Source organism: Rhizobacter sp. P2_H2 (genome assembly GCF_056403375.1).
Genome location: NZ_JBFUFP010000220.1, coordinates 1 through 6,655, shown reverse-complemented (window position 1 = coordinate 6,655; position 6,655 = coordinate 1). Strand labels below are relative to the sequence as shown.

The 6,655-nt window shown below is 73.3% G+C and carries 8 protein-coding genes; all 8 read right to left on the bottom strand.

Annotation, left to right across the window (positions count from 1 at the left end):
- Positions 1–127, bottom strand: a 127-nt coding sequence (locus AC1D15_RS13770) for an adenosylcobinamide-GDP ribazoletransferase (protein ID WP_477826421.1), incomplete at its 3' end; no start/stop codon positions are given.
- Positions 128–163: 36 nt separating this feature from the next.
- Positions 164–1,207, bottom strand: a complete 1,044-nt coding sequence (gene cobT, locus AC1D15_RS13765) for a nicotinate-nucleotide--dimethylbenzimidazole phosphoribosyltransferase (protein WP_477826420.1) — start codon at positions 1,205–1,207, stop codon at positions 164–166.
- 3 nt (positions 1,208–1,210) lie between these two features.
- Positions 1,211–2,668, bottom strand: a complete 1,458-nt coding sequence (locus tag AC1D15_RS13760; RefSeq protein WP_477826419.1) for a cobyric acid synthase — start codon at positions 2,666–2,668, stop codon at positions 1,211–1,213.
- The gene (locus AC1D15_RS13755; protein ID WP_477826418.1) at positions 2,665–3,600 is read right to left on the bottom strand and encodes an aminotransferase class I/II-fold pyridoxal phosphate-dependent enzyme; all 936 of its coding nucleotides are present in this window, start codon (positions 3,598–3,600) and stop codon (positions 2,665–2,667) included. Before AC1D15_RS13755 ends, AC1D15_RS13760 begins: the two co-directional genes overlap by 4 nt.
- A 1-nt stretch (position 3,601) precedes the next feature.
- Positions 3,602–4,501, bottom strand: a complete 900-nt coding sequence (gene cbiB, locus AC1D15_RS13750; protein WP_477826417.1) for an adenosylcobinamide-phosphate synthase CbiB — start codon at positions 4,499–4,501, stop codon at positions 3,602–3,604.
- Positions 4,501–5,070: a cob(I)yrinic acid a,c-diamide adenosyltransferase gene (gene cobO / locus AC1D15_RS13745; protein ID WP_047502993.1), complete on the bottom strand. Its 570-nt coding sequence runs from the start codon at positions 5,068–5,070 to the stop codon at positions 4,501–4,503. The genes cbiB and cobO overlap by 1 nt, the downstream gene beginning before the upstream one ends.
- A 1-nt stretch (position 5,071) precedes the next feature.
- Entirely contained in the window at positions 5,072–5,836 is a 765-nt protein-coding gene (locus AC1D15_RS13740; protein ID WP_082004231.1) for an ABC transporter ATP-binding protein, read from the bottom strand.
- A partial coding sequence (locus AC1D15_RS13735) for a FecCD family ABC transporter permease (RefSeq protein ID WP_477826416.1) occupies positions 5,833–6,655 on the bottom strand: 823 nt, incomplete at its 5' end. The genes AC1D15_RS13735 and AC1D15_RS13740, both read right to left, overlap by 4 nt.

Below are 6,655 nucleotides of genomic sequence, written 5' to 3'. Positions count from 1 at the left end.
CCGCGACCCCGCCGACGAGCAAGCCGACCAGCGGGAAATGCCGCGCGCTCGCGTTCAGCCACGCGGGCTCGAAGCCGACGCGCGACGGCACCGGCACGCGCGTGAAGAACTGCAGCGCGATCGCCATCAGGCGCAGTTCGTGCAGCACGGCCTTCACCACGCGTCAGGCCTCGCTGCGGTCCGAGACGCCGGCCGATTCGAAGCTCGCCATCTCGGCCAGCACGCGCACCGCGCTTTCCAGCAGCGGCCATGCGAGCGCGGCGCCCGAGCCTTCGCCCAGCCGCAGCCCGAGGTCGAGCAGCGGCTCCCCGCCCAACTCGCGCACCATCAGCGCATGGCCCGGCTCGGCCGAGCGGTGCGCGAGCACGCAGTAGCCGGCGAGCGCCGGCGCGAGCCGCGTGGCCACCAGCACCGCGGCGCTCGCGATGAAGCCGTCGACGACGACGACGCGCCGCTCGGCGGCCGCCTGCAGCGCCGCCCCGGCGAGCATCGCGATCTCGAAGCCGCCGAACGCGGCCAGCACCTCCAGCGGCTGCGTCGCGCCGGCATGGCGTTCGAGCACCTGCGCGAGCACCGTGCGCTTGCGGGCGAGGCCGGCATCGTCGAGCCCGGTGCCGCGGCCGACGCAGGCATCGATCGGCTGGCCGCCCAGGCGCGCGAGCAGCAGCGCGGCGCTGGAGCTGTTGCCGATGCCCATCTCGCCGAGCAGCACCGCATTGCCGGGCAGCTCGTGCACGACGGCCATGCCGGCCGCCAGTGCCTGCCGGCATTGCGCCTCGCTCATCGCCGGTCCGGCCAGCGCATCAGCGGTGCCGCGCGCGACCTTGCGGTCGAGCAGCCCGGCACGCGGCGCGAAATCGTGCGCGACGCCGGCATCGACCACCGTCAGCGCGAGACCGTGCTGCCGCGCCAGCACGCTGACCGCCGCGCCGCCGGCCAGGAAGTTCTCGACCATCTGCCAGGTGACATCGCTCGGAAACGCCGAGACGCCGCGCGCCGCGAGGCCGTGGTCGCCGGCGAACACCAGCATCTGCGGCTGCACGAGGCGGGGCGCCTCGTTGCGCTGGACCAGCCCGAGCTGCAGCGCGAGCGATTCGAGGCGGCCGAGCGAGCCCTGCGGCTTGGTCTTGCGGTCGAGCCGCTGCTGCAGCCGCTGCGCGAGCGCGGCGTCGTCGATCGGGGTGATGGAGGGCAGTTCGAAGCGCATGGGTCAGTCCCGCGAAGGTTGGAGAAGTCGCATCAGCGAGCCGGGCGCGAAGTGCGCCTCGGCGAAATCGGCGAGGCCGTCGAACACGGCGTCGAGCGTGCGGGCCTGCCGGCCGAACAATGCGCGCAGCACCTCGTCGCATTCGAACACGCCGTGCGCATAGAGCCCGAGCACGTTGCCGCGCTGCCAGCCGATCGGCTCGCCGCCGGCATTGCGCAGCGCGACGGCGAGCGGCGCGGTGGCCTGCGTGCGGCCGTGGCGGATCTCGTAGCCGCGCAAGGCGGCCTGCGACAGCGCGGCCCACGGCCCGTCCAGCGTCTCGAAGCGAGCCTCGACGGTGCAAAGCCGCTTCTCGCGCTCGAAGCGCGTGGCCAGCGGCAGCAGCCCGAGGCCGGCCGCATCGCCGTCGATGCCGAACGGGTCGGCGAGCGATTCGCCGAGCATCTGCAGCCCGCCGCACAGCCCGAGCACCGGCCGGCCGGCCGCGGCATGCCGGCACACCGCATCGGCCAGGCCCTGCGCACGCAGCCACGCGAGGTCGCTGCTGGTGTGCTTGGAGCCGGGCAGCACGATCCAGTCGGCATCGGCCAGCGCGGCCGGCGTGCGCGCCCAGCGCAGCCGCACGCCGCTCAGGTGGCGCAGCGGCTGGAACTCGTCGAGGTTGCTGATGCGTGGCGGCGCGATCACGCTGATGCGCAGGCCGTCGGCATCGCCGCTCGGCGTGTCGTCGAAGACGCCGTCTTCCTCGGGCAGGCCGTGGCCGCGCCACATCGGCAGCACCGCGAGCGTCGGCACGCCGGTCAGCTGCTGCAGCTGCGACGGGCCGGGTTCGAGCAGCCGCGCATCGCCGCGGAAGCGGTTCAGCACGAAGCCGCGCAGCAGCCGCTGCTCGTCGGCCGCGAGCAACTGGTGCGTGCCGTACAGGTGGGCGAAGGCGCCGCCGCGGTCGATGTCGCTGACGAGCAGGCAGGCTGCGTYGGCCGCGAGCGCGGTGCGCATGTTCACGTAATCGCTGTGGCGCAGGTTGATCTCGGCTGGCGAGCCGGCGCCTTCGATGACGATCACGTCGTGCTCGGCCTGCAGCGATCGCAGCGCGCCCTGCGCATGCGGCCACAGCAGCGCGCTGCGGTCATGCCACGGCACGCCGGCGAGGTCGGCGCGCACCTCGCCCATCAGCACGACCTGGCTCGCGGTGTCGCGCTCGGGCTTCAGCAGCACCGGGTTCATGCGCACGTCGGGGGCGGCGCGGGCGGCCAGCGCCTGGAAGTATTGTGCGCTGCCGATCTCGCCGAGGCGGCCTTCCAGGCCCGGCACGACGCGCGCGTTGTTGCTCATGTTCTGCGCCTTGAACGGCGCGACCTTCAGGCCCTGGCGCGCATACCAGCGGCACAGCGCGGTCGCGAGCCAGCTCTTGCCGGCACCGCTGGTGGTGCCAAGGACCATCACGGCGCGGGCGGTCATCGGGTGATCTCCATCCAGGCGCGTGCGAGCGCATCCTGGGCTTCGGGGCGCTGCACGCCGAGGCGCACGGCGCCGGGCAGGCCCATCGATGCCGTGTCGCGCAGCTTGATGCCAAGCTCGCGCAGGCGCGACAGGCGTTCGACGAGACCGTCGGCGCGCACGACGTGGAACGGCGTCTCGCTGTCCTCGCACCGCCAGCCGAGCGTGGCACAGAGGTCGAGTTGGCGCGCCTTCCAGCGGCGCAGCGTGGCCAGCGACTCGTGCAGCCAGTGCTGCGTGGCGGGTGCCGTCCACGCGGTCAGCATCGCGACGCCATGGGCGCCGACCGGCCATGAGGGCGCGAGATCCAGCAGCGGTTGAACGAGCGGGTCGGCTTCGGGAGCGATCGCATAGGCAGCGCGGATACCGGTCAGGCCAAGGGCCTTGTTCGGCGACCACAGCTGCCATGCGGCAGCGGACATCATGTGTCGCTGCCCTGAAAGCCGCAGCGGAGCGTACGCGCAGTCGATGACGTGCACCGCGCCGTCGACCCAGGCCAACGGCATCGACCGGCCCAGCGGGCTGCTCGGCGACGCGTGCCAGACCAGCGCCGCGGCATCGCGTTCGACCTCGCGCAGGCCGCGCGCCGCTGCTGCCGCCGCGTAGTCGCCGTAGCAGGGGCGCGGGATGAACACGCCGGCACTCGGCTTGCCGAGCGCGATGGCGGTGCTGATGCGGGCGATGAACTCGCTGGCGCTGGCCGCGATCACGATGCGGCCGGAGGTGACGCCGTGGTGTGCGGCCAGTGCCGCACGCAGGTCGGTGTACGACGGGTCCGGGTAGCGGCTCGCGTCGACCGCCTCCCACGCGAGCGGCGCGGGGCCGCAGGCGTTCGCGTTGGTCGAGAAATCCCAGTGGGGAATGCCCCGGGCGTCCGGCCCGCCATGCACCACGTCAGACGCTCCTCGCCAGCAGCGCGATGGCCGCCGTGGCCACCGAGGCCCAGGCGGCAATGCCGGCATACCGCAGGGCCACTCGCACATCGGCCGCACGCGGCACCCTCGCCCGCGCGTTCAGCGTGTACACGCCCGGCTTGCCGAGCCGCACCCCCAGCCGCAGCGCCATCGCGCCCATCGGCCAGCCGCCGTTCGGCGACGGGGTTCGCAGCGATTGGCCGTACAGCCGGCGCCAGTCGACCCGCCGCAAAGGCGGATGCAGCAGCACGGCCGTGATGCGCGCGGGCAGCCACGACAGCACGTCGTCCGCCCGCGCCGCCCACTTGCCGGCCCACTCCCACTCGCCGCGGTAGCCCCACATCGCGTCCGCCGTGTTGGCGAAGCGGTAGACCAGTGCCCCCGGCAGGCCGGCCACCGCGAACCAGAACAGCGGCGCCACCAGCGAATCGTTCAGGTTCTCGGCCAGCGTCTCGATCGCGGTCTCGCGGATGGCGGCTTCGTCGAGCGCCGAGGTGTCGCGGCTGACCACGCGCGAGAGTTGCAGCCGCCCTGCTTCCAGGCCCTGCCCCAATGAACGTTCGATCGCCACCACCTCGTCGCGCAGCATGCGCCATGCGAAGCAGGGCTTCAGCAGCAGCGCCAGCAGCGGCACCGACGCCCACCACGGCCACGCCGACACTTCGCGCTGCAGCAGCCAGCCGGCCATCGCGATCGCGCTTGCGCCGACGCACCACGCGAGCGCCCCGCCGACGAAGGCCGGCCACGGCGACCCGCGCCGCAGCACGCGGCCCACCGGCCCCAGCACGTGCCCCAGCCACGCCACCGGGTGCAGCGCATTGCGCGGCTCGCCGAAGCAGGCGTCCCACGTCCAGGCCAGCAGCAGCGCGGCGGCGAGCATCAATCCTCGATGCCGCGCTGTGCCGGCACGCCAGCCTTGTAGTGGTGCTTCACCAGCGTCATCTCGGTGACGGTGTCGGCCAGCTCGACGAGCTCGGCCGGTGCGCCGCGCCCGGTCAGCACCACATGCACATGAGGCGGCCGCTCGCGCAGGCAGGCCAGCACCGCATCGAGCGGCAGCCAGCCGTAGCGCAGCGGGTACATCACCTCGTCGAGCACGACGAGGAAGTGTTCACCGGCCCGGATCGTCGCCTCGGCGCGCGCCCAGCCGTCCTTCGCGAGCTGCGCCGAGTGCTCGAGGTCGCGGCTCTTCCAGCTGAAGCCGTCGCCCAGTCCTTCGATCGGCACGCCGAGCTGCTCGAACACCCGGTGCTCGCCGAAGCGGGCCGACGGCACCTTCATGAACTGGTAGACCTTCACCGCCTTGCCGCGCCCATGCGCCCGCAAGGCCAGGCCAAAGGCCGCTGTGCTCTTGCCCTTGCCGTCGCCGGTGTGGACGATCACCAGCCCGCGGCGCTCGCCGTCGGGTTTCTCGCTGCGCCGCTCGGTCGGCGGGGTTTCGATCTGCATCTCAGTCGTCCAGGTTCGGAAGGGTCAGGAAGCGCGCACCGACGCGCTGCACCCGCAGCGCGTGGTCGAACACCGATTCGAGCGCGGCATGCACCAGCGGGTCGTCGTGCGCGCCCTCGGCCGCGATGCGCCCGTGCTGCATCACGACGAGTCGGTCCGCCTGCAGCGCGAGCGACAGGTCGTGCAGCACGCTGACGACCCTCTGCGTGCGCGCCAGGCGCTGGAACAGCCGCACCAGCGCCACTTGGTGCGGCGGGTCGAGGTGGGTGGTCGGCTCGTCGAGCAGCAGCACCCCTGCCTGCACCGCCAGCGCGCGGGCGATCAACGCACGCTGGCGCTCGCCGCCGGACAGCCCGTGCAGCTGCCGGTGCTGCCACGCGCTGCATTCGGTCGCGGCCATCGCGGCATCGACGATCGCCTCGTCGTCCGGCCCCGGCGGCGTGAACAGCCCCAGGTGCGGCAGGCGGCCCAGGTGCACCACGTCGCGCACCGTCAGCTCGCCGCGCGCCTCGCCCTGCTGCGCCAGCCACGCGAGGCGTTGGGCGCGCTCGCGCGCCGGCCAGCCGGCAATCGGCCGGCCTTGCAAGGTCACGGTGCCGGCGGCCGGCGGCAGCAAGCCGGCCAGCACCCGCAGCAGCGTCGACTTGCCGACGCCGTTCGGCCCGACGATCGCCGTCCACCCCGGCTGCAACGCGAGCGACACATCGTTGAGCACCGGCATACCGCCCAACGACACGCGCACGCCCTCGCACATCAGCGCGCTCATTCGATCCCCCGCCGGTGCAGCAACCACAGCAGGTAGCCGCCGCCGAGCAACGCGGTCAGCACGCCGACCGGCAGCTCCTGCGGCGCGATCAGCAGGCGCGCCAGCACGTCGGCCGCGAGCAGCAAGGTGCCGCCCATCAACGCGCTGACGACCAGCAGGTAGCCCTGCGCCGACGGCGCGAAGCGCCGCACCAGGTGCGGTGCGACCAGGCCGACGAACGCGATCAGCCCCGATTGCGCCACCGCGAGCCCGGTCGCCAGCGCCAGCACGACCACCAGCACCAGCCGCAGCTTCGACAGGTCGAGCCCCAGGCTCAGCGCGCTGTCGATGCCGAGCGTCAGCGCATCGAGCGCGCGCGCCAGCCGCCAGGCGAGCGGCACGCAGACCAGCGCGCCGGCCCCCAGCAGCAGCACGCTGTCCCAGCCGAGGAACGAGGTACTGCCGAGCATGAACCACTGCTTGCCGCGCAGCGCATCCGGCGCGACCGTGGTGACGAGGTCACTGGCCGCACCCAGCACCACGCCGACGACGACACCCGCCAGCAGCAGCCGCGTCKTGTGCTGCGCGCCACGCGACAGCAGCAGCGTCAGCAGCACGCCGCCGAGCGCGCCGACGAACGCGCCCAGCACCAGCCCGGCCCGCGACAGCAAGTCTRCTGTCCCCAGGCTGATGTAGTGCCCGGCCAGCGCCTGCGCGGCCAGCCCGAGCACCACCGCGAGCGTCGCGCCCGATGCGGCACCCAGCAGGTAGGGATCGGCCAGCGGATTGCGGAACAGCCCCTGCGCCACCGCGCCGGCCAGGCCGAGCAAGACGCCGACC